The organism is Acidovorax sp. LjRoot118, from assembly GCF_964253575.1.
Classification (GTDB): domain Bacteria; phylum Pseudomonadota; class Gammaproteobacteria; order Burkholderiales; family Burkholderiaceae_C; genus Acidovorax.
Map to the genome: position 1 here is coordinate 1662500 of NZ_CAXURB020000001.1, position 21008 is coordinate 1683507.

Genomic DNA, 21008 nt, shown 5'->3' on the forward strand with positions numbered 1-21008 from the left:
CACAAGCAAGGAGGGCGGCAGCCATGGCAAAGATCCTCGTCGTGGACGACCAGGCCCCCAACCGGGCCCTGGTCGTCACGCTGGTGCGGCATGGCGGCCATGAGGCCCTGGAGGCCGTGGACGGTGCGCAGGCGCTGGCCCTGGTGCGCGCCGAGCGGCCGGCGCTGGTGATCTCGGACATCCTCATGCCCACCATGGACGGCTACGAGTTCGTGCGCCAGCTGCGCTCCGATCCCGCGCTGGCGGCCACCCGGGTCATCTTCTACAGTGCCCACTACCAGGGGGAGCAGGCGCGCAGCCTGGCGCTGGCCGGAGGCGTCTCGGAGGTGCTGGTCAAGCCCTGCGAGCCGCAGGACATCCTGCGCGCCATCGAACGCACGCTGGCGCAGGCGGCTCGCGGCTTCGAGGGCGCACCCCCGGTCGTGGAGCCAGCCTTCCGCTCCCAGCACCTGCGCCTGGTGACCGACAAGCTGCGGGGCAACGTGGTGGAGCTGGAGGCCACCAACCGCCGGCTGGGGGCGCTCACCGAGCTCAATCTGCAGCTGGCCTCCGAGCGCGACCCGGCCATGCTGCTCAACAAGGTCTGCACGGGCGCACGCGAACTCATAGGCGCCCAGTACGCCGTGCTGTGCGCCGTGCGCAAGCCGGGCGATGCGTCGCTGGTGTGCACCAGTGGCATCGACCCGGTGCTGGCGCGCTCGCTGCCTGCGCCCGATGCCTCGTCAGGCCTGCTGGGGCGGCTGCAGACGGAGCGCCGCTCGCAGCGGCTGCTCAACCCCGGCGGCGACCCCACCATGGCGGGTCTGCCGCAGGGCTACCCGCCGCTGTACTGCGCGCTGGAGGCGCCGGTCACCTCGCTGGCTTCGTCCTATGGCTGGATCTGCCTGGCCAACAAGGAGGGGGCCGACCACTTCAGCGCCGAGGACGAACGCATCCTGTCCATCCTGGCGGCCCAGGTGGGGCGCATTTATGAAAACGGCAGCCTCTACCTGGAGGTGCAGCGCCATGCCGAGCAACTGCACATCGAGGTGATCGAGCGCCGGCGGGCCCTGGAGGAGCTGCGTGCCAGCGAGGCCAGATTGCACCGGGCGCAGGTGCTGGCCAAGATCACCCACATCATCAGCGGACCGGGCGGGCAGTTCGAGAGCTGGCCCGCCACGCTGGCGCAGATGCTGCGGCGCGACCCGAACACCATGCCGGCGTCTGCCCGGGAATGGATCGGCATGGTGTACGCCGACGACCGTGCACTGGTGCGCAGCATGGCCTTGCAGGCGGTGCGCGAAGGCGTGCGCATGGACTTCACCTACCGCCTGTGGCGTGCCGATGGGGCGCTCTTGCACCTGCGCCAGGTGATGGAGCCGCTGCCCGGCGAAGGCGCTGCCCCCGAAGGCTTGCGCTGGTTCAACACCATCCAGGATGTCACGGCGCAAAAGCGGGCCGAAGAAGCGCTGCGCGAGAGCGACCGGCGCTTCAACGAACTGCTCGACAAGGTCGAGATGGCCTCGCTGATGCTTGACCGCAACGGCTGCATCACCTACTGCAACGACTGCCTGCTGCGCCTGACGGGCTGGGAGCGCGGCGAGATCTTCGGGCGCAACTGGTTCGAGCTGTTCCTGCCGCCGGGCATGGACGGCATGCAGCGGGGGTTCGAGGACATGCTGGCCGATCGGCCGGCCGCCTGGCATTTCGAGCAGGAGATCCTTACGCGGTCCGGCGGGCGCCGGCTGGTGTACTGGAACAACACGGTGCTGCGCTCCGTCGATGGCGAGGCCACGGGCATCGCCTGCCTGGGCGAAGACATCACCGAGCGGCGCGAGGCCGAGCACAAGATCAAGCGCCTCAACCGCGTCTATGCCGTGCTCAGCGGCATCAGCACGCTGCTGGTGCGCATGCGCAGCCGCCAGGAGCTGTTTGCCCAGTCCTGCGACATCGCGGTGCGGCACGGGAAGTTCCGCATGGCCTGGATCGGCCGGGTCGACCGCGCGGCGCAGCAGGTGATTCCCATGGCCATCGCCGGCACCGACCCGGACTTCTTCGACGACCTTGCCGGCCGCCTGTCGTATGCGGACGAGCCCTCGGGCGTCTACAGCCTCACGGCCACGGTGGTGCGAGAAAAGCGCGCCGTGGTCTGCGACCAGGTCGAAGGCGATCCCCGGGTGCTGCTGCCGGCCAGGCTGCAGGCCCGTTCGGTGGCCTCCCTGGCCGTGCTGCCCCTGTTGGTGGCACACGAGGTGGTGGGCGTGATGGCGCTGTTTTCCGACGAGGCCAGCTTCTTCGATGCCACCGAGATGAAGCTCCTGGGCGAGCTGGCCGGCGACATCAGCTTTGCGCTCGACCACCTCGAAAAATCCGACCGCCTGAACTACCTGGCCTACTACGACGACATCACCACCTTGCCCAATCGCACGCTGTTTCTGGACCGCGTGAACCAGCACATGCGTGCGCGCGAGGGCCACCGGCCGCAGGGTGCGCCCTTCCTGGGGGTGGCGCTGATCGACGTGAACCGCTTTCGCATCGTCAACGACACGCTGGGGCGCTCGCTGGGCGACGAGCTGCTCAAGCTGGTGGCGCAGCGCCTGCAGTTGCATGCCAGTGCGATGGACATGCTGGCGCGCATTGGCGTCAACAGCTTTGGCGTGGCCGTGTGCGAGGCGCGCGATGCGAGTGCGGTGGCCATGGCCGTGGACCACCTGGTGCGCGCCTGCTTCGACGAGCCCTTCCAGCTGGGCACGCAGGAGCTGCGCATCACTGCGAAGGCGGGCGTGGCCCTGTTCCCCATGGATGGCGGCGATGCCGAGGCGCTGCTGCGCAATGCCGAGGCCGCGCTCAAGAAGGCCAAGGCCTCGGCCGACGCGCTGATGTTCTACACCTCGGAGATGAATCTGCGCGTGGCCGAGGCGCTGAGCCTGGAGAACCACCTGCGCGAAGCGCTGGAGCGCGGCGAGTTCGTGCTGCACTACCAGCCCAAGCTGCACCTGGCCAGCGGCGAGGTGACCGGCGCCGAGGCCCTGATCCGCTGGAACGACCCGCGGCGCGGCCTGGTGCCGCCGGGGCAGTTCATCCCCATCCTCGAAGAGACCGGCCTGATCTACGACGTGGGCCGCTGGGCCCTGGGCCAGGCGCTGGCCGACAACCTGCGCTGGCGCGCCGCAGGCCTGGCGCCAATACGGGTGGCGGTGAATGTCTCCTTCTTGCAGCTGCGCCACCGGGGTTTCATCGAACAGGTGCGCGCGGCTGTGGCGCACGGCCCAGAGGCTGCTGCCGGGCTGGAGCTGGAGATCACCGAGAGCATGGTGATGGACGACGTGCAGCACAGCACCCAGAGCCTGCACGCCATCCGCGAGATGGGCATCACCGTGGCCATGGACGATTTCGGCACCGGCTTTTCCTCGCTGAGCTACCTGGCCCGGCTGCCGCTCGACACGCTCAAGATCGACCGCTCGTTCATCCTGCACATCGCCGCCGGCCCCAAGGGCAGCGCGCTGGTGTCCACCATCATCAACCTGGGGCATTCGCTGGGGCTCAAGGTCGTGGCCGAAGGGGTGGAGACCGAGGAGCAGTCCCGCCTGCTGGCACTGCTGGGCTGCGACGAGATCCAGGGCTTTCTCTACAGCCGGCCCGTGCCGGCAGATGTGTTCGAGCAGCAGTTCCTGCGCGGCGCGCAGCCCGCCAGTTGATGAGGACATTGCTGCCCGGCGGCGGTTCGCAGCTGCCCTATGATTTGGGGCTCTGCATTTGAATGCCAGGCCCATGGGCGAAGAACACGACCACCAGCGACCATCCCCAGCGGACGACCAGACGCGCCGCGCACTGCGCACCAACACCCTGGCCATCCTGGCCTTCTGGCTGGTGGTCATGGGGCTTCTTTACTTCGGCATGAAGCAGTTCATGGCGCCGCGCGGTGCCACCGTCACTTCCACCGGCTCGCTGGTGATACCGCGCCACAACGACGGCCATTTCCGCGTGGCGGGTACCGTCAACGGGGTGCCGGTGAACTTCATGGTGGACACGGGCGCCAGCCTGATCGCCGTGACCGATGCGGTGGCGAAGAAGGCCGGCCTCACGGGTGGCGTGCCCACCACCTTCCGCACGGCCAACGGCAACCGCGAGGGGCGGGTAGCCCCCTCCGACTCCGTCACGGTGCGCAACCTTGCGGTATCGGGCCTGCGTGTGGGCACGGGCTATACCGGCGAGAGCGAGGACGACGCGCTGCTGGGCCAGAACTTCCTGCGCCAGTTTGACGTGGAGATCAAGCGCGACGCCATGGTGCTCAACCCGCGCGGGAGTTGAGCACCCAGGTGCCGGGCATCAGCCCTTCTTCTGCACCGATTGGATGATGCTGGAGAAATCCAGCGCACCATGGCCCGCCAGGCTGTGCGCTGCGTACAGGTTGCGCGCCAGGCCGCCCAGGGGCGTGGCGGCCTTCACGGCGGCGGCGTTCTCCTGCGCCAGGCCCAGGTCCTTGAGCATCAGGTCGGTGCCAAAGCCACCGGCGTAGCCCTTGCTGGCAGGGGCCGTCTCCATCACGCCGGGCATGGGGTTGTATTTTTCGAGCGCCCAGTTGCCGCCCGAGCTGCGGCGCATGATCTCCGACAGCACCTTGGGGTCCAGGCCATTGGCCACACCCAGGGCAATCGCTTCGCTGGTGCCGGCCATCAAAATGCCCAGCAGCATGTTGTTGCAGATCTTGGCCGTCTGGCCCGCACCCACGCCACCGGCGTGGAAGATATTGGCGCCCATCTTTTCGAGCACGGGGCGCGCACGCTCCAGGTCGGCCTCGTCGCCGCCGACCATGAAGGTCAGCGTGCCGGCAATGGCGCCGCCCGTGCCGCCCGATACCGGCGCGTCGATGAAGGCCACGCCCTTGGCCTTGGCGGCCTCGGCCACCTTGCGCGAGGTCGCGGCGGCGATGGTCGAGCAGTCGATCACCAGCGTGCCGGCCGGCAGCTGGGCCAGCAGCGCGCCCTGGCCCAGGAACAGGCTGTCCACATGCTGGCTGGCGGGCAGCATGCTGATGACCACTTCTGCGCCCTGCACTGCGGCCGAGGCATCGGCTGCAATGCCCACGCCATCGGCGGCCAGCTTGTCGCGCGCGGGCTGCGAAAGGTCGAAGGCCCGGACTTCGTGGCCTGCCTTGTGCAGGTTCACGGCCATGGGGCCGCCCATGTTGCCCAGACCGATGAATGCAATTTTCATGTTCGTATCTCCTTGGTGTCGTTGTGATGTGGAAAGGGGGTCAATCCGTGGCGATGTCCGCGCCCCGGCTGGCGAGTTCCTCGCGCAGCACCGAGCGGTGGCAGCGCGCCTCGCTCTCGCAGTAGCAGCCGAGCGACATGGCACCGTGGTGCGACAAGGTGGCCAGCAGGTCCAGCGCACGGGCGGCCTCGGGCTGGGCCAGCTCCTTGCGGAAGTGTTTGGCGAAGGCTTGCCACTCTTTGTCGCTCTGCGCCTGCTGGCCCTGGGCCATGAGGCCGGCGCTGGGCGAGAGCAGGGGGTACCACACGTCGTACCAGTTCTGGCTGCCGAACTCGGCCTTGGGCACGCCGCGCGGCGGCCGCCGCACGGTGCCGATGCGGGTGCCTTCACCGGGGGCACGCGGGGTGCCGAGGCGGACGATGCGAAGTGGCATGGTGGTGGCTTCTTGGGTGGCGCGTCAGTCGTCGGCCTCGAAGATGCTGTGGCGCTTGGTCGCTGGCTTCTTTTTGGTGGCGGTGCCTGGCTTTTTTGTGGCCGGGCTGGCCTTGGCAGCGGCCGACTTGCGCGGCGGCGTGGCCTTGGCCTGGGGGTTGTATGCCAGGGCCGTGTCGATCCAGAAGCTCCACTGCGTGCGCGTGGCGTAGCCATTGGGCTCGATCCAGAAGTAGCCCTTCATGCCGCCACCGGGCGACAGCTCGCGCGTGTTCTGCATTTCCTGGAACTCCGGGTGGCGGTCCGGCGGCAGGCGCACCAGCAGCTCTTCGCCTTTGACGCCGATGCACAGCTTGCCATCCACGAAGAAGCAATAGCAGCCGAACATGGTGCGCTCGTCCCCATCGCTGCGCTGCGCCAGCGCGGCGCGCACGGCGTCGATCAGGTGCAGGGTCTCGTCGGAAAGGGGGCGGGCGGGCATGGGTTCGGCGGGCTCAGCGGATCACGTCAGGGGCATCGCCGTCGAGCATGCGCCGCGCAATGATCACGCGCATGATCTCGTTGGTGCCCTCCAGGATCTGGTGCACGCGCGCATCGCGCAGCAGGCGCTCCAACGGGTACTCGCGGATGTAGCCGTAGCCGCCATGCAGCTGCAGGGCCTCGTTGCAGACGGTAAAGCCCACATCGGTGGCAAAGCGCTTGGCCATGGCGCAGTAGGTGCTCGCATTCGGGTCGCCCGCATCGAGCTTGCTGGCGGCCATGCGCACCATCTGGCGCGCGGCCACGAGCTCCGTTGCCATGTCGGCCAGTTTGAACTGCAGCGCCTGGAAGCTCGCAATCGGCTTGCCGAACTGCTTGCGGTCGTGCATGTACTGCTGGGCCTGCGTGAGCGCGCCCTGGGCGGCGCCCACCGAGCAGGTGGCGATGTTGATGCGCCCGCCGTCCAGGCCCTTCATGGCAATCTTGAAGCCCTCGCCCTCGCGGCCGAGCAGGTGGTCGGCCGCAATGCGCACGTTGTCGAAGCTGATGGTGCGCGTGGGCTGGCTGTTCCAGCCCATCTTTTCTTCTTTCTTGCCGTAGCTGATGCCCGGTGTGTCGGCCGGCACCGCAAAGGCCGAGATGCCGCCCGCGCCCGAGGCCGCATCGCCCGTGCGGGCCATGAGCACCAGCACGTCGGTGGCGCCCGCGCCCGAGATGAAGGCCTTGGAGCCGTTGATCACGTACTCATGCCCCACCAGCTCGGCCCGGGTCTTGAGCGAGGCCGCGTCCGAGCCCGCGCCGGGCTCGGTCAGGCAGTACGAGGCGAGCTTTTCGCCGGTGGTCAGCAGCGGGCCCCAGTGGTCGCGCACGGCCGGCGTGGCCCAGGTGCCCAGCATCCAGGTCGCCATGTTGTGGATGGTGATGAAGGCCGTGGTGGACGGGTCCACCGCCGCCATTTCCTCGAAGACCAGCGTGGCATCGAGCCGCGGCAGGGCCAGGCCGCCCGCAGCCTCGGGCGCATACAGGCCGCAAAAGCCCAGCTCGCCGGCCTTGGCAATGGCCTCCTTGGGGAAGATGCCTTCGGCGTCCCAGTGTGCCGCGTGAGGCGCGAACTCGGCCCGCGCAAAGTCGCGGGCCGTCTGGGCAAAGGCGCGTTGTTCTTCGGAGAGCTCAAAGTCCATGGTGTCTGTCTCGCTGTCGTCTTTGTTGTTCTGTTGGGGCAATGCGCTCAAGGCTTGGCGGGGCTGTCCATGCTGAGCCAGCGCATCAGCCCCTTGCGGCGCTCCTGCGTCTCGCGGGTCAGGCACTCGTGGTAGAGCCGGGGCCCTTCGGGCTGCTGCTCGCTGGCACGAGTGGCCTGCTTGCACTGCGTGGTGCGCGCGCGCAGCCAAGCCGAGTGCTCCTGGCGCAGCTGCGGGCGCTCATGCGCCGACAGCGCGCGCATCACGTCGCCGTAGAGCACGGCCATGGTGGTGTCTGCCGCCTGGAAATCCTGCACCGCGCAGGCATTGGTCTCGGCCACCGTGCCGCCTTGCCGGCAGGCGGCACCGGCCTGGGCGAGTGCGATGGATGGACCCATGAGCAAGGGCAGGGCGCAGGCAATGGCCTGGGCAGCAAGGCGCGCCATGGTGGCTGGCGGGGAGGGCAATGGATCTCGGTACATGCAGCCGATTTCACCATGCCCTGCCAGCCATGCCCTCACAACGCACAGCGCCGCCTGGGGCCATTTTTACTTCAGGCTGATCGTGGTGTTCACACCATGCGAGGTGGTGCTGTCGTCGAACCAGCGGGCCGTCACGGTCTTGGTCTGGGTGTAGAACATCACCACCTGCTTGCCGTAGGGGCCCAGGTCGCCGAGCTTGGACGCGCGCGAGCCCGTGAACGAGAACAGCGGCACCGGCACCGGGATTGGCACGTTGATGCCGACCTGGCCCACGTCGATCTCTTCCTGGAACTTGCGCGCTGCGGCACCCGATTGGGTGAAGATGGCCGTGCCGTTGCCGTTGGGGTTGCTGTTGATGAACTCGATGGCTTCGTCGATGTCGGCTGCAGGCACCAGGGCCAGCACGGGGCCGAAGATTTCCTGGTCATAGATGGCCATGCCGGGCTGAACGTTCGAGAAGATGGTCGGGCCCACGAAGTTGCCCTTTTCGTAGCCGGGCACCGTGGGCTTGCGGCCATCGAGTTCCAGCGTGGCGCCGTCGGCAATGCCGCGTTCGATCAGGCTCTCCACGCGCTCCAGGGCGGCGCAGGACACCAGCGGGCCCACGTCGGTGCCCTTTTCGGTGCCGCCGTTGATCTTGAGCGTCTTGGCCTTGGCCACCAGCTCGGGAATCCACTTTTGCGACTCGCCCACCAGCACCACCACGGGCAGTGCCATGCAGCGCTGGCCGGCAGCGCCGAATGCGGCGCCGGCAATGGCGTTGAGCGTCTGCTCCTTGTTCGCGTCGGGCAGGATGATGGCGTGGTTCTTGGCGCCCATCATGCACTGCGCACGCTTGCCGGCCAGGGTGGCGCGGTTGTACACATGCGTGCCCACCTTGGTGGAGCCCACGAACGATACGGCCTTGATGTCCTTGTGGTCGCAGATCGCGTTCACGGCCATTTCGCCGCCGTGGATCACGTTGAGCACGCCGGGTGGAATGCCGGCTTCCAGCGCCAGCTCCACCAGGCGCATGGTCACCATCGGGTCCTGCTCGGAGGGCTTGAGCACGAAGGTGTTGCCCGTGGCGATGGCCATGGGGAACATCCACAGCGGGATCATCGCCGGGAAGTTGAAGGGCGTGATGCCGGCGCACACACCGAGCGGCTGCAGCAGGGTGTAGGTGTCCACGCCACCGGCCACGTTGTTGGCCAGCTCGCCCAACTGCAGGTTGCCGATGCTGGCGGCATGCTCCACCACTTCCAGGCCGCGGAACACATCGCCTTCGGCGTCGGGCAGGGTCTTGCCCTGCTCGGCCGTCAGGATAGCGGCCAGCTCGGCCATGTTCTCGCGGATCAGCTGCTGGTACTTGAGGAAGATGCGGGCACGGGTGCCGATGGGTGTCTTCTTCCAGGTCTTGAAGGCGTCCTTGGCCGAGGCCACGGCGGCATCGATCTCTTCGGCCGTTGCAAACGGCACACGGGCCAGCACCTGTTGCGTGGCCGGGTTCACCACGTCACGCCACTCGGTGGTCTTGGACTCGACGAACTGGCCGCCGATCAGCAGCTTGACGGTGGGGGCCAGTACGGCCGAAGAGGTAGGTGCGTTCATCGGGTTGTCTCCTGAAAGTGGGGGCGCGAAAACGGGGAAGTATCTGGCAACCTGTGCATGGTAGCTGTGCAAAATTGTGAAGACAATAGACAATACTGCGCACAAGGTTTGCAAAAATGCACATGATGCGCTGGCCGCTGTGCATGTGCACCTGCACGCTTGACGAGAGCTTCCATGGACTGGGACAACCTGCGCTACTTTCTGGAACTGGCCCGTGCCGGCACCCTGGTGGGTGCGGCGCGCCGCCTCACCGTGGACCACACCACGGTGGCGCGCCGCATCCAGGCGCTGGAAAAGCAGGTCGGCTCGGCCCTGTTCGCCCGCGAGGCCGGCGGCCACCGGCTGACCGAGGCCGGCCGCGCGCTGCTGCCCCAGGTCGAGGCCATGGAAGCCGCCTTTCTGGCGGTGGAGAACGCCGCCCCCGGCGTGCGCCAGGGACTGCAGGGCCTGGTGCGCATCGGCACCACCGAGGGCTTTGGCAACCTGGTGCTGGCACCGCAGCTGGCGCATTTCGCGCTGCAGCACCCGGGCCTGGTGCTCGACCTGCTGGCCCTGCCGCGCCTGGTGCACCTGTCGCGGCGCGAGGCGGACATCGTGATCTCGCTGGAGCGCCCCGCGCGCGGCGCGGTGCTGGTGGTCAAGCTCACCGACTACGTGCTGCAGCTCTACGGCACGCGCGACTACCTGGCCCGCCATGCGCCCATCCGTACCGCGGACGACCTGCGCGGCCACAGCTTCATCAGCTATGTGGACGACCTGCTGTTCACCAAGGAGCTGCAGATCCTTGATGAGCTGCACCGCCCCGCACGCTTTGCGCTGCGCAGCACCAGCATCCTCGCGCAGTACGAGGCGGTACGCGCCGGTGCCGGGCTGGCGGTGCTGCCGGCCTTCGTCGCCGCGCAGGATCCGGCCCTGGCGCCCGTGCTGCCCGGCATGGCGCGCTTCACGCGCACCTTCTGGATGTCCATGCCCGAGGAGAACAAGCACGTGGCGCGCATGCAGGCCACCTGGGCCTTTCTGCGCGAGACGGTGGCGGCCCAGCAAGGGCTGCTGCTGCCCGAGCCCGTGGACAACACGGCTGGCTGATAGGGCTATGGCGCGAGCAGCGCCCGGTGCACGGCATCCCAGGTGTCCGGATTCTGTGCGGCCAGCAGGCCCGGCCGCACGTCCACCGGGGTGTAGCCCGTTCCATCCAGACGCGCCACCTGCCCGCCGGCCTCGGTCAGGAACAGGGCGCCTGGCGCATGGTCCCAGGACTCGGCGCGCCAGAACAGCGCGAAGTGCTGCTGGCCCGCAGCGATGGCAGGGTACTCGTGGCCTGCACAGCGCAGCCCGGGCAGTACCTGGGCGATGCGCCCGGCGCGTGCCTCGGTGCGCGTGCGCAGGTCCTGCGGCAGAAACCGCGTGAAAACGGCACCGCGCAGGGCCTCTTCGCCGGGCGCTGCGTGGGAGGTGTGCGCACGCACGCCGTCGGTCCAGGCCCCGCTGCCGCGCTCTGCGGTATGCATCCGGTCCGCCAGCGGGTCCAGCATCCAGGCGGCCACGGTCTCGCCGCGCCGCACCAGGGCCACCATCACGGCAAAGCAGGGCTGGCCCGCGACGAAATTGGCCGTGCCGTCGAGCGGGTCTACCAGCCACAGGTCGCCGTCGTGGGCAAGGCGCTCGCGCAACTGCGCCTGCGCGCTCACCGCTTCCTCGCCCAGTACCACCGACCCGGGCAACAGGGCCGTCAACCCGGCCGTGATCAATGACTCTGCCTCCCGATCCGCCGCAGTCACCAGCTCGCCGGGGGACTTCTCCACGATGTCCTGCGCGCGCAGGGCCTGGTAGCGGGGCAGGATGGCCTGCGCCGCCGTCTGGCGCAGGAGTTCGGTGACTTGGTCGATCATGGGGCAGCAGCGGGGCGGGTGAAGCAGGGCAGGGCGATGCTACTACCCCCTGCGCCGGAATGCCTGGCGCGATAGGATCGGCCTCCATGACCTTGCCTGTGGCCCAAACGCCTACCCCGCCCCGCGTGCGCCCACGTGCCGCCGCCATCATCACGCGTCCCGGGCAGGTGCTGCTGCACCGCGCCGAAGGCGATGCGTTCTGGGCCCTGCCCGGCGGCGGCATCGAGCCTGGCGAGAGTGCCAGCGAGGCCCTGGTGCGCGAAATGCAGGAAGAACTCGGCCTGGCGGTGGTGCCCGGCGCGCTGGCTTGCGTGGTCGAGAACTTCTTTCTCTATGCCGGCGTGGCGTACCACGAGACCGGCCTGTACCTGCATGTGCACCCCGCGCCGCAGGGCCTGCTGGACCAGTCCGACGGCCCCTATGAAGGTGTGGAGGGCCTGCGCAGGCTGGAGTTCGCCTGGTTCGAGCGCGCTGAACTGGCGCGGATCGACCTGCGCCCACCCTTCCTGTGCGATGCCCTGGCGCGCGACACCGCGCAGGTGCTGCACATCGTCTACCGCGACCCGCTGCCCCCAGGGGTGCTGCCGGCCCCTTCGCCATCCCCCTCGAAAGCCCCCGCATGAGCCCCAACGACCTGCAGGACTACCTGCACCAGCACATTCCCCTGTCCAGCGCGATGGCCGTGTCCGTGGTGGAGGCATCGCTCGAGCGCGTGGTGCTCAGCGCGCCGCTGGCACCCAACATCAACCACCGCGAGACCGTGTTCGGCGGCAGCGCATCGGCCGTGGCCATCCTGGCCGCGTGGTCCATGCTGCACATGAAGCTCTCGGCACAGAACCTGGGCAGCCGGCTGGTGATCCAGCGCAACACCATGGAGTACGGGCTGCCCATCGACGGGACGTTCACGGCCGTGGCCGAGGCGCCCACCGAGCAGGCCTGGCGCGCCTTCGTGCGCGTGTTCGAGCGCAAGGGCCTGGGCCGCATCGAGCAGGCGTCGGTGCTGATGTACCAGGGGCAGGCAGCCGGGCGGCTCACCGGCGAATTCGTGGCCTTCGGGCAGGGGTATCGGTAGTCCCGCTACCATGCGTCGACCAACTGCAAGGGAGACCACCATGGGACTGCTGGACGGCGTGATGGGCAATGCATCCAAGATCGATGCATCCAAGATTCAGGAAGAGTTCGCCCGCATCCTGATGCCGGGCGAGGTCGTGGAGCATGCCTACCAGCTGATTCGCGACTACTTCGTCTTCACCAACAAGCGCCTGGTCCTGGTGGACAAGCAGGGCATCACCGGCAGCAAGGTCGAATACCACTCGCTGCCTTACAAAAGCATCACCCACTTCAGCATCGAGACCGGTGGCACCTTCGACCTCGATGCCGAGCTCAAGATCTGGATCTCGGGCAGCGCCACGCCGTTCCAGAAGCAGTTCAACAAGAAGCTCAGCATCTACGACGTGCAGAGCGTGCTCGCCAGCTACGTGCTGAAGTAGGGGCATGGCCCGGAAAAGCGGCTGTGCAGCGCCGCTTTTCTGCCCATTGCAGGAGGCGCTTGCCGCATATGCTGGACCACCGGGCGATGGTCTGCCCTGGTGCTTTGCCGGAAAGCACCGGCAGCCAATCCCTGCACAGGAGTCCAGTGGCCATGTCCCCCCTCATTTCCGGCCTCGCGTCCGTCGCATCCTTTCTCTACAACGCCGCCTCGGGCAGCAAATCAGCGGCCTCTTCGCGCACCAACCAGCCGGCTGCTGCCGAGCCATCGGCCGTGGTCACCCTGAGCAAGGAGGCCGAGGCCCTGACCGGCTTTGCCGGCAAGGGCATCCTGATGGCGTCGGGCAAGCTCGACGGCCCGCTGGGCACACACGCGGCTGCCGATGCGGGCACGGCGCTGACGGCATCGCAGGCAGACCGCGCGGTGTCCAAGAAGGATTTCCAGGAACTGCTCGCCAGCTTTGGCGCCAGCGATGCGCAAAAAGAGCAACTGGCCGCTGGCTTCGACGCCAACCAGGACGGCGCCATCTCGCGCGACGAATTCCTCAAGGGCATTGCCGCCACCTCGGGCACCAACGGCGGCAGCGAGCTGTCGCAGTCGCTGCTGCAACTGGTGGACCGCCATGGCAATGCCAACGGCGTGGTGAACCAGACCGAACTGGCACAGCTCACCACGGCGTTTGCCAACGCGCAGCTGCGCAAGGCGGCCTGACCGCCTGCACCCATCGGGCGCATCCAGAAAGCAAAAAAGCGTGGCCGTGCCACGCTTTTTGCTTTGGGCCTTCAGCAGGCCGCCGCAGGTTTATATCCTGCCCATGAGCAGCAGGATCACCAGGATCAGCACCACCAGACCGATGCCGCCGCTGGGTCCATAGCCCCACGAACGGCTGTGGCCCCAGGTGGGCAGCGCGCCGACGAGGATGAGGATCAGGACGATCAGGAGAATGAGGGAGAGCGACATGGCAGTTCCTTTTGTTGTGGTGACTGCATTGTTCGATCACCCCTTGCGCCGGATCGCAGGCGGCGGGCGCGCCCCCATGTCAGGCTTTTCCGACGCAGCGTGTGGGAGGTGCGGGCCCTGGCGTCAGTCGAGCGTGATCCCGGCCTTGGTGATCAACTGCTCGTACTGGACCGATTTGGCCGCAGCGTTGCGGCCGATGTCCTCCACCGACCAGGCCAGCGGCTCGAAGGCGAAGGTGTTGAAGCGCTCGCGCACTTCGGGGTCGGCCAGTGCGGTGAGCACGTCCGCGTGGATCTTGCGCCGCACGGCGGCGGGCACGCCCTTGGGGGCTACCAGTACCACGAAGGAGTTCACATCGAGCTGGGCCGGGCCGCCGGCCTCGGCCACGGTGGGCACGTCGGGCAACTGCGGGATGCGCCTGGGCGCTGCCACCGCCAGGTATTTGATCTTGCCCGCCTTGTAGACCCCCTGGCTTGACGGAATGCTGGCAAAGCTCCAGGCCACCTCGCCGGTGGCCACGTTGGTGTACAGCTGGCTCACCTCCTTGTAGGGCACATGGGTCATGCGCACGCCGGTGAGGGATTCGAGCCACTCGCCGCCCAGGTGGCCCGGGCTGCCCACGCCCCACGATCCATAGCTGAGCTCGCCGGACTTCGTCTTGGCGTCGTTCAGCAGGTCGGTCATGTTCTTCCAGGGCGACTGCGCCGGCACCGCCACCATGAACGGGGTGCGGAACAGCGGCGCCACCGGGTCGAAGGTCTTGAGGGTGTCGACGTTGCGCTTCTTGTACAGGTGCGGCACGGCGGCCAGATGCTCGCTGTCGAGCTGCAGCAGCGTGTACCCGTCGGCTGCGCCGCGCTTGGCAGCATCCATGGCGATGAAGCCGCCGCCGCCGGGGCAGTTGTCCACCGTCACGGTCTGCTTCCACTGGGTTGACAGCTTGTGCGCCACCAGCCGCAGCACGGCATCGGGCCCGCTGCCCACGGCAAAGGCGGTGTAGAGCGTGACCGGCTTGCTCGGAAAGTCGCTGCCCTGGGCATGGCTGGTGCCCGCAGCGCCCATCAACATGCCCGCGCAGGCAAGCGAAACGAGCAATGGGCGTCTGGTGGTCTGGTTCACGGGTGTCTCCTGGAGGTGTGATGGATCGTCTGATGGCTGATTGACAGTATGCTGATGAAAATCATAGGTCCGGTGAATGGCGGATGCGCTCGGTGAAAACCCTTGCTGCGCTTTTGACGGCAAAAATGACCGACGGCAGATTGCGTTCATGCCATCGTAATTGCTACACTAATCATCAGCATGCTGATTAAATTCATTCAAGAGGTGAGCAATGGAGCAGACAGATGAGCGCGCCGCGGGCCTTCCCGTGCTGGTGGCGGGCGGTGGCATTGGCGGGCTGGCCGCGGCCCTGGCTTTGGTGCGGCAGGGCTTTGCCGTGCAGGTGCTGGAGCAGTCGCCGGCCATCGGCGAGATCGGCGCCGGCATGCAGCTGGGGCCCAATGCCTTTCATGCCTTCGATGCCCTGGGCGTGGGGGAGCAGGCGCGCAGCCGCTCGGTGTTCACCGACTGCATGGTGATGCACGACGCGCTGGACGAGTACCAGGTGGGCCGCATCCCCACGGGCGAGGCGTTCCGTGCCCGCTTCGGCAACCCCTATGCAGTAGTCCACCGCGTGGATGCGCACAACTGCCTGCTGGAGGGTGCGTTGGCCACGGGGCGCGTCACCTTTCAGACGCACACCCGCATCGAGCGCGTCGAGCAGGATGCAGGCGGTGTCACCGCCATCGACCAGCATGGCAAGGCCTGGCGCGGGGTGGCACTGATCGGTGCCGACGGCGTGAAGTCCGTGGTGCGTCAGCAGTACGTGGGCGACCCGGCCCGCGTGACCGGCCACGTGGTCTACCGCGCCGTGGTGGAGCGCGAGGAGTTCCCCGAGGACCTGCGCTGGAATGCCGCCAGCATCTGGGTGGGGCCGCACTGCCACCTGGTGCACTACCCGCTGCGCGGCGGCGAGCAGTACAACGTGGTCGTTACCTTCCACAGCCGCGAGAAGGAGGAGTGGGGGGTGACCGAAGGCAGCCGCGAGGAAGTGCAGAGCTACTTCCAGGACATCTGCCCCCGCGCCCGGCAGCTGATCGACCTGCCCAGGAGCTGGAAGCGCTGGGCCACCGCCGACCGCGAGCCGATCGCCCGCTGGACGCATGGCCGCACCACGCTGCTCGGCGACGCGGCCCACCCTACCACGCAGTACATGGCGCAGGGCGCCTGCATGGCGCTGGAAGACGCCGTGACCCTGGGCGAGGCCCTGCGCGTGCACGGCAACGACTGGGACGCTGCGCTCGACCTGTACCAGCGCTCTCGCGTGGCACGCACCGCGCACATCGTGCTCTCGGGCCGCGAGATGGGGCGCATCTACCACGCCAAGGGCGTGGAGCGCCTGGTGCGCAACGACCTGTGGCGCGGGCGCAGCCCCGAGCGCTTCTACGACGCCATGGAATGGCTGTATGGCTGGAACGTGGGCAATTGCCTGGCCGCGCACTGAACCTTGAGGAGACACAACACCATGCAAGAACTAGGACGCCTAGAAGACCTGCCCCAGGACTACCGCGATGAACTCGCGCAATCGAACCTCGTGCCCCTGTGGCCCAACCTGCGCGCCATGCTGCCGCCGGGCCAGCCGCGGCCGCGCACCCTGGCCACGCACTGGCCCTATGCGGCGCTGCGGCCTCTGCTGATGCGGGCGGGCGAGCTCACGCCCATCGAGAAGGCCGAGCGCCGGGTGCTGGTGCTGGCCAACCCCGGCCACGGGCCGGACAGCATGCAGGCCAGCGCCGCCATGTACCTGGGCATGCAGCTGCTGCTGCCCGGCGAGTGGGCGCCCGCGCACCGCCACACACCGAATGCCGTGCGCATGGTGGTGGAAGGCGAGGGCGCCTGCACCACGGTGGACGGCGAGCGCTGTCCCATGGAGCGCGGCGACCTGATCCTCACGCCCACCGGCCTGTGGCACGAACACGCCCACGAGGGCACCGCACCCGTGGTCTGGCTCGACGTGCTGGACCTGCCGCTGGTGCACTACCTGGAGGCCTCGTACCACGTGGATGGGCCGCGCCAGGCCATCACCCAGGCTGCGGGCGATGGTGCCTACGCACGCGGCGGCATCGTGCCCACGCCAGTGTTCGGGCGCACGCAGCGCGCCTACCCGATGCTGCGCTACCCGTGGGCCCAGGCCCGGGCGGCGCTGCAATCGCTGGCGGCTGACCAGCCCGCGCTCGCGTCGGTGCAGATCACCTACGTGAACCCCGAGACCGGCGCCGATGCCCAGAACATCCTCGGCTTCTACGCCCAGATGCTGCGCCCGGGCCAGACGCTGCGCCTGCCCGCGCGCTCGCCGGCCATGGTGTTCCACCTGATCGAGGGCGCGGCCGACGTGCAGGTGCAGGAGCAGTGCTTTGCGCTGGCCGAGGCCGACACCTGCTGCGCCCCGGGCTACACCGCCGTCACGCTGGCCAACCGCTCGGCCGACCAGCCGGCCTTTTTCTTCATCGCCGACGAAAGCCCGCTGCACCGCAAGCTGGGCGTGTTCGAGAACCGTGGCTGATCGCTGCGCCATTCCTTTTGTCTTTTTGAAAGCCCTGCATGTCCACCACCTACCTCTGGACCCCTCCCGCCACCGTATCCCTGCCCGTGCGCGGCCAGGCCGCGCGCCTGCCCGTGAACCGCCTGTTCTTCGTGGGCCGCAACTACCACGCCCACGCGGTCGAGATGGGCCGCCCCGTGGACAAGTCGCAGGAGCGGCCGTTCTACTTCACCAAGTCGCCGTCCACGGTGGTCGAATCCGGCGCCACCGTGGCCTATCCGCCGGGCACCGAGAGCTACCACTACGAGATGGAACTGGTGGTAGCCATCGGGACGGCGGGCTTTCGCATTGCGCCGGAGCAGGCGCACACCCACATCTACGGCTATGCCTGCGGGCTGGACATGACGCGGCGCGACCTGCAGCTCGTGGCGCGCGACAAGGGCCGGCCGTGGGACCTGGGCAAGGATGTCGAGCAGTCCTCCATCGCCTCCGAGGTCGTGCCCCTGCCCGGCGTGGTGATCGAGCGTGGGGCCATTGCGCTCAGCGTCAACGGCCAGGTGCGCCAGCAGTCCGACGTCGACCAGCTCATCTGGAACATCCGCGAGCTCCTTGCCGACCTGTCGCAGTTCTACCACCTGCAGCCGGGCGATCTGGTCTACACCGGCACGCCCGAGGGTGTCGGCGCGGTCGTGCCGGGCGACCGCATCGAGGGCCATGTCGAGGGCGTGGGCTCCATCACGCTGGCCGTGGGCCCCGCGGAATGAGCGGCGCTGCCGGCATGAAGCTGCACCACTTCTTTCGCAGCGGCACCTCGCACCGGCTGCGCATCGCGCTGCACCTCAAGGGCCTCGAAGTCGAACACATTCCCGTGGACCTGCGCCAGGAAGAGCACCTGGGTGACGCTTACCGCGCCATCAACCCGCAGAGGCTGGTGCCCGCGCTGCAGCATGACGGGCAGACTTTCATCCAGTCGCCCGCCATCATCGAATGGCTGGAGGAGCACTACCCCGAGCCGCCGCTGCTGCCGGCGGGCGCCGATGCCCGCGCCCACGTGCGCGCCCTGGCCGCACTGGTAGGCTGCGATATCCACCCGGTCAACAACCGCCGCATCCTGGAGTATTTGCGCCACCAATTGGGCTGCGACGAGGTAGCGGTGAATGCCTGGTGCGCCACCTGGATAGGCGCGGGCTTCGACGCCTATGAGGCGCTGCTGGCGCGCGATACCGGGCGCGGCGCCTTCAGCTTCGGGCATGCGCCCACGCTGGCCGATGTGTACCTGTTGCCCCAGGTCGAAAGCGCGCGCCGCTTCCAGGTCGATCTGGCGCGCTGGCCGCTCATCAGCGCGGTAGACGCGGCCTGCGCTGCCTTGCCTGCCTTCCGGCTCGCAGCGCCTGCGGCCCAGGCGGGCGCGTGAGTGCCCGGCCCGGCAGCGGCTTCCGATAGACTGCGGCCTCACGGATTGCCGCTGCCTGCTGTCCACCACCGCCCGCCTGCTCGCTTGTCTGCCCATGTCCTCATCCCATTCCCCAGCGCTTGAAGAACTGCCCGGCCACTACATCCGCCGGTTGCAGCAGATCGCGGTGGCCATCTTCCTCGAAGAGACGCAGGAAGTGGGCATCACCCCCGTGCAGTTCGCCGCGCTGGCGGCCGTGCAGCGCGAACCGGGCCTGGACCAGCGCCGGCTGGCTGGCCGCATCGGCTTTGACACCTCGACCATCGGCAGCGTGATCGACCGGCTCGAGGCGCGCGGCTGGATGGTGCGCAACAGCAGCCCGGGCGACCGGCGTGTTCGCCTGCTGATGCTCACGCCCGACGGCGAAGACCTGCTGCGCCAGGTGGAGCCCGGTATGCGCCGCGCCCAGAAGCGCATGCTGGCCCCCCTGCCGCCCGAGCAGGGCGAGCTCTTCATGGCCATGCTCAAGACCCTGGTCAACGCCAACAACGTGCTCAGCCGGGCGCCCAGCGTCACCAGCACGCCCGAGCTGCCCGCCTCGCGCACCCGAGCCAAGGCCAGCAAGGGCTGACCAGGAATGAAAAAGGTGGCGAGCCCGAGGGCTGCGCCACCTTGTCATGCATGCGGTCCGGAGTCCCGGTGTCAGTGGGCCCCTGCGGCGTCGGCCGAGGCGGCGCCCCCTTGCGATGGCCGCTTGGTCAGCCAGATCAGCCCGATCAGCAGCACGAACAGGCCGGCCGATCCGAGGAAGATGTCGTCTGCCGCGCGGGTGAAGGCCTGCTGGTCTATCAGCCGGTTCACCTGCGCCAGTGCCTGCAACTGCGTCATGCCAGACGCCATCAGGTTGTCCAGCGTGGCGCCGAACACGCCCTGGCCCTGGATCAGGCCCTCGGTCAGGTGGGCATGGTGCATGGCGGCCCGGCTCTCCCACAGCGTGGTGGCGATGGACGTGCCCATCGCCCCGGCGGTGATGCGCACGAAGTTGCTCAGGCCCGCAGCGGCCGGGATGCGTTCGGGCGGCAGGCCCGACAGCGTCAGCGTGGTCAGCGGGATGAAGAAGAACGCCATGGCCGCGCCCTGCAGCAGGGTGGGGATCAGGATGTGCACGAAGTCGGTCTGCACGGTGAACTGCGAGCGCATCCACAGCACGATGCCGAACACGATGAACGCGCCCGTCGCCATGCGCCGCGGATCCCACTGGCCCACCTTCTTGCCCACCAGCGGCGTGAGCAGGATGGCGAAGACGCCCACCGGCGCCAGCGCCATGCCGGCCGAGGTGGCGGTGTAGCCCATCCACTGCTGCAGCCACAGCGGCAGCAGCACCACGTTGCCGAAGAACAGCGCGTAGGCCACCGACAGCGCCAGCGCCCCGAAGGTGAAGTTGCGGCCCTTGAAGAGCTTGAGGTCCACCACCGGGTGCTTGTCGGTGAGCTCCCAGACCAGGAACACCGCGAACGCCACCACGGCCACCACCGCCATCAGGATGATCTCGTTGGAGGCGAACCAGTCGAGCTCCTTGCCCTTGTCGAGCATGAGCTGCAGCGCGCCCACCCACAGCACCAGCAGGGACAGGCCCACGGTGTCGATAGGCAGCTTGCGGATCGGCGTTTCGCGCTTGCGGTAGATGCCCCAGGTCAGCAGGCCGGCCAGCAGCCCCACCGGCACGTTGATGTAGAAGATCCACGGCCAGGAGATGTTGTCGGTGATCCACCCGCCCAAGAGCGGCCCCACCACGGGCGCGACCAGCGTGGTCACGCCCCAAAGGGCCAGCGCAGTGCCCGCCAGGGCGCGCGGGTAGCTGGCCAGCAGCAGGGTCTGCGACAGCGGGATCATGGGCCCGGCGACCAGGCCCTGCAGCACGCGGAAGAAGACCAGCATCTCCAGCGACGAGGCAAAGCCGCACAGCCAGGAGGTCAGCACAAACAGCAGCACGCTCATGGTGAACAGCCGCACCGCGCCAAAGCGCTGCGTGAGCCAGCCCGTGAGCGGCACCGAGATGGCGTTGGCCACGCCGAAGCTGGTGATGACCCAGGTGCCCTGGCCCGGGCTCACGCCCAGGTCGCCGGCAATGGCGGGGATGGAGACGTTGGCGATGGACGAATCGAGCACGTTCATGAACGTGGCCAGCGACAGCGACAGCGTGCCCAGCAGCAGGGCCGTGCCCTGCAGCGGTGGATACGCCGCAGGCGGCCCGGGCGGGGCGGCTGGCGGCGTCGTCACAGCAGGCGGCGCCGAGGCGCCGGCCTGGTCTGCGGTGGGGTTGGCGGCAGTCATGC

Annotated in this window: 22 protein-coding genes; 12 read left to right on the forward strand and 10 right to left on the reverse strand. The window is 68.2% G+C overall.

Annotation, left to right across the window (positions count from 1 at the left end; all coding sequences use genetic code 11):
• Window positions 1–23 precede the first annotated feature (23 nt).
• Together ACSQ9E_RS07750 and ACSQ9E_RS07755 are read left to right on the forward strand one after the other, a co-directional pair.
• On the forward strand, window positions 24–3677 hold the full coding sequence (locus ACSQ9E_RS07750) for an EAL domain-containing protein (RefSeq protein ID WP_436217360.1): 3654 nt from the start codon (window positions 24–26) through the stop codon (window positions 3675–3677).
• A gap of 73 nt (window positions 3678–3750) precedes the next feature.
• Window positions 3751–4290: a retropepsin-like aspartic protease family protein gene (locus tag ACSQ9E_RS07755; RefSeq protein ID WP_436217361.1), complete on the forward strand. Its 540-nt coding sequence runs from the start codon at window positions 3751–3753 to the stop codon at window positions 4288–4290.
• 18 nt (window positions 4291–4308) lie between these two features.
• On the opposite strand, the gene mmsB is transcribed toward ACSQ9E_RS07755, so the two are convergent.
• The 6 genes from mmsB to ACSQ9E_RS07785 all read right to left on the reverse strand — a co-directional run bounded on the left by mmsB (window position 4309) and on the right by ACSQ9E_RS07785 (window position 9361).
• The gene (mmsB, locus tag ACSQ9E_RS07760) at window positions 4309–5196 is read right to left on the reverse strand and encodes a 3-hydroxyisobutyrate dehydrogenase (RefSeq protein WP_436217362.1); all 888 of its coding nucleotides are present in this window, start codon (window positions 5194–5196) and stop codon (window positions 4309–4311) included.
• Between the two features lie 40 nt (window positions 5197–5236).
• A complete protein-coding gene (locus ACSQ9E_RS07765; RefSeq protein ID WP_436217363.1) occupies window positions 5237–5629 on the reverse strand; it encodes a DUF488 domain-containing protein in 393 nt (130 codons plus the stop codon).
• A gap of 24 nt (window positions 5630–5653) precedes the next feature.
• Entirely contained in the window at window positions 5654–6109 is a 456-nt protein-coding gene (locus ACSQ9E_RS07770; RefSeq protein ID WP_057203743.1) for a TfoX/Sxy family protein, read from the reverse strand.
• A 13-nt stretch (window positions 6110–6122) separates the two neighbouring features.
• Window positions 6123–7289, reverse strand: a complete 1167-nt coding sequence (locus ACSQ9E_RS07775) for an acyl-CoA dehydrogenase family protein (RefSeq protein WP_057203865.1) — start codon at window positions 7287–7289, stop codon at window positions 6123–6125.
• A gap of 47 nt (window positions 7290–7336) precedes the next feature.
• On the reverse strand, window positions 7337–7735 hold the full coding sequence (locus ACSQ9E_RS07780; protein WP_436178951.1) for a lysozyme inhibitor LprI family protein: 399 nt from the start codon (window positions 7733–7735) through the stop codon (window positions 7337–7339).
• Window positions 7736–7837: 102 nt separating this feature from the next.
• The gene (locus ACSQ9E_RS07785; protein WP_057203741.1) at window positions 7838–9361 is read right to left on the reverse strand and encodes a CoA-acylating methylmalonate-semialdehyde dehydrogenase; all 1524 of its coding nucleotides are present in this window, start codon (window positions 9359–9361) and stop codon (window positions 7838–7840) included.
• 174 nt (window positions 9362–9535) lie between these two features.
• On the opposite strand from ACSQ9E_RS07785, the gene ACSQ9E_RS07790 reads away from it, so the two are divergent.
• The gene (locus ACSQ9E_RS07790; protein WP_057269744.1) at window positions 9536–10447 is read left to right on the forward strand and encodes a LysR family transcriptional regulator; all 912 of its coding nucleotides are present in this window, start codon (window positions 9536–9538) and stop codon (window positions 10445–10447) included.
• 5 nt (window positions 10448–10452) lie between these two features.
• Here the strand turns inward: ACSQ9E_RS07790 and ACSQ9E_RS07795 are convergent, their stop codons facing one another.
• Complete coding sequence (locus ACSQ9E_RS07795; protein WP_436217364.1) at window positions 10453–11250, reverse strand: inositol monophosphatase family protein; 798 nt, start codon at window positions 11248–11250, stop codon at window positions 10453–10455.
• Between the two features lie 86 nt (window positions 11251–11336).
• Here ACSQ9E_RS07795 and ACSQ9E_RS07800 point away from each other — a divergent pair, with 86 nt between their 5' ends.
• From ACSQ9E_RS07800 to ACSQ9E_RS07815, 4 genes are all read left to right on the forward strand, one after another.
• On the forward strand, window positions 11337–11873 hold the full coding sequence (locus tag ACSQ9E_RS07800) for an NUDIX hydrolase (RefSeq protein ID WP_436217365.1): 537 nt from the start codon (window positions 11337–11339) through the stop codon (window positions 11871–11873).
• Window positions 11870–12322: a YiiD C-terminal domain-containing protein gene (locus tag ACSQ9E_RS07805; RefSeq protein ID WP_057203737.1), complete on the forward strand. Its 453-nt coding sequence runs from the start codon at window positions 11870–11872 to the stop codon at window positions 12320–12322. The genes ACSQ9E_RS07800 and ACSQ9E_RS07805 overlap by 4 nt, the downstream gene beginning before the upstream one ends.
• 40 nt (window positions 12323–12362) lie before the next feature.
• A complete protein-coding gene (locus ACSQ9E_RS07810; RefSeq protein ID WP_057203736.1) occupies window positions 12363–12740 on the forward strand; it encodes a PH domain-containing protein in 378 nt (125 codons plus the stop codon).
• A gap of 152 nt (window positions 12741–12892) precedes the next feature.
• Window positions 12893–13450: a hypothetical protein gene (locus ACSQ9E_RS07815; RefSeq protein WP_436217366.1), complete on the forward strand. Its 558-nt coding sequence runs from the start codon at window positions 12893–12895 to the stop codon at window positions 13448–13450.
• Window positions 13451–13540: 90 nt separating this feature from the next.
• Here ACSQ9E_RS07815 and ACSQ9E_RS07820 read toward each other — a convergent pair whose 3' ends face one another.
• Window positions 13541–13699, reverse strand: coding sequence for a DUF3309 family protein (locus ACSQ9E_RS07820; protein WP_007856361.1), 159 nt, complete (start codon window positions 13697–13699; stop codon window positions 13541–13543).
• A 123-nt stretch (window positions 13700–13822) separates the two neighbouring features.
• Complete coding sequence (locus ACSQ9E_RS07825; protein WP_436220196.1) at window positions 13823–14767, reverse strand: Bug family tripartite tricarboxylate transporter substrate binding protein; 945 nt, start codon at window positions 14765–14767, stop codon at window positions 13823–13825.
• Between the two features lie 262 nt (window positions 14768–15029).
• Here ACSQ9E_RS07825 and ACSQ9E_RS07830 point away from each other — a divergent pair, with 262 nt between their 5' ends.
• From ACSQ9E_RS07830 to ACSQ9E_RS07850, 5 genes are all read left to right on the forward strand, one after another.
• The gene (locus ACSQ9E_RS07830) at window positions 15030–16241 is read left to right on the forward strand and encodes a 3-hydroxybenzoate 6-monooxygenase (protein WP_436217367.1); all 1212 of its coding nucleotides are present in this window, start codon (window positions 15030–15032) and stop codon (window positions 16239–16241) included.
• Between the two features lie 21 nt (window positions 16242–16262).
• Complete coding sequence (locus ACSQ9E_RS07835) at window positions 16263–17300, forward strand: cupin domain-containing protein (RefSeq protein ID WP_057269749.1); 1038 nt, start codon at window positions 16263–16265, stop codon at window positions 17298–17300.
• Between the two features lie 38 nt (window positions 17301–17338).
• A complete protein-coding gene (locus ACSQ9E_RS07840) occupies window positions 17339–18043 on the forward strand; it encodes a fumarylacetoacetate hydrolase family protein (RefSeq protein ID WP_057203732.1) in 705 nt (234 codons plus the stop codon).
• Between the two features lie 14 nt (window positions 18044–18057).
• Complete coding sequence (gene maiA / locus ACSQ9E_RS07845; RefSeq protein WP_436217368.1) at window positions 18058–18693, forward strand: maleylacetoacetate isomerase; 636 nt, start codon at window positions 18058–18060, stop codon at window positions 18691–18693.
• Between the two features lie 94 nt (window positions 18694–18787).
• Window positions 18788–19303, forward strand: a complete 516-nt coding sequence (locus tag ACSQ9E_RS07850; RefSeq protein ID WP_057203731.1) for a MarR family winged helix-turn-helix transcriptional regulator — start codon at window positions 18788–18790, stop codon at window positions 19301–19303.
• Between the two features lie 71 nt (window positions 19304–19374).
• On the opposite strand, the gene ACSQ9E_RS07855 is transcribed toward ACSQ9E_RS07850, so the two are convergent.
• Entirely contained in the window at window positions 19375–21006 is a 1632-nt protein-coding gene (locus tag ACSQ9E_RS07855) for a DHA2 family efflux MFS transporter permease subunit (protein WP_255357698.1), read from the reverse strand.
• Window positions 21007–21008 lie beyond the last annotated feature (2 nt).